Below are 1271 nucleotides of genomic sequence, written 5' to 3' on the forward strand. Positions count from 1 at the left end.
TGACCTGCCACTGAGGATTTCCTCCAGAATTGATTAGAGTCCGGCCCATCAAAGGACGGACGAATGAAGAAGCAGAGATTTACCGAAGAGCAGATTATTGCGGTGCTGAAGGAGCAGGAGGCTGGTGCGAAGGCAGCCGACCTCTGCCGCAAGCACGGGATTTCGGAAGCGACGTTTTACAACTGGAAAGCCAAATACGGCGGCATGGAGGTGTCCGAGGCCAAGCGGCTGAAGGCGCTTGAAGATGAGAACGCGAGACTGAAGAAGCTGCTCGCCGAGCAGATGTTGGACGCAGCAGCACTCCGCGAGCTTCTTTCAAAAAAATGGTAGGGCCTGTCGCCAAGCGTGACGCCGTCACGCATCTGAGGACCGTCATGGGTCTTTCGGAACGGCGGGCCTGCCAGATCATATCCGCCGACCGCAAGACGATCCGTTATCGGTCAAGTCGACCGCCGGAAACTGAGTTGCGAGCGAAGCTGCGCGACCTCGCCAATGAGCGGCGGCGTTTCGGCTACCGGCGGCTGTTCGTCCTGCTTCGGCGGGAGGGAGAACCGTCCGGGGTCAATCGCATCTACCGGCTCTATCGCGAGGAAGGGCTTTCCGTTCGCAAGCGCAAAGCCCGGCGGCGTGCTGTCGGCACGCGTGCACCGATCCTGGTTGAAGCGAAGGCCAATGCCCGCTGGTCGCTGGACTTCGTGCACGACCAGTTCGCTTGCGGAAGGAGGTTTCGCGTGCTCAACATCGTCGATGACGTGACGCGCGAATGCCTGGCGGCGATCCCGGACACCTCGATCTCCGGTCGTCGTGTCGCTCGCGAACTGACGACCCTCGTCGAACGGCGCGGCAAACCGGGGATGATTGTCTCCGACAACGGCACGGAACTCACCTCGAATGCCATCCTTGCCTGGTCGAAAGATCATAAGGTCGAGTGGCACTACATCGCGCCGGGAAAGCCGATGCAGAATGGCTATGTCGAGAGTTTCAACGGGCGCATGCGCGACGAGCTGCTCAACGAAAGCCTCTTCTTCGGCCTCGACCATGCCCGAAGCGCCATTGCTGAATGGGCGGACGACTACAATAATTTCCGACCGCACTCATCGCTCGGATATCAGACCCCGGCAAGCTATGCCGATACCATTGCCGCAACCGGCTCCAACGCTGCGCGAGATGAAAGCTTCGCGTTTCCGCCGGTTGCTCACACCGCGCCACTTGGCGTATTCAAAACCGCCGAGGCTCTAATCGCCGCCGGATGAAAATTCAGTGGCAGGTCA

At 59.8% G+C, this 1271-nt stretch carries 1 protein-coding gene; it reads left to right on the top strand.

Annotated features, from left to right (window positions below; translation table 11 throughout):
* Positions 1–63: 63 nt before the first annotated feature.
* Positions 64–1253 (top strand): IS3 family transposase gene (locus GR197_RS31325; protein ID WP_164016584.1). Its coding sequence is split into 2 segments (ribosomal slippage): positions 64–316 and positions 316–1253, totalling 1191 coding nucleotides; the frame shifts between segments, so codons are not numbered across the junction.
* The last annotated feature ends 18 nt before the right edge of the window (positions 1254–1271 follow it).

Source organism: Rhizobium phaseoli (assembly GCF_010668805.1).
Taxonomy (GTDB): Bacteria; Pseudomonadota; Alphaproteobacteria; order Rhizobiales; family Rhizobiaceae; genus Rhizobium; species Rhizobium phaseoli_A.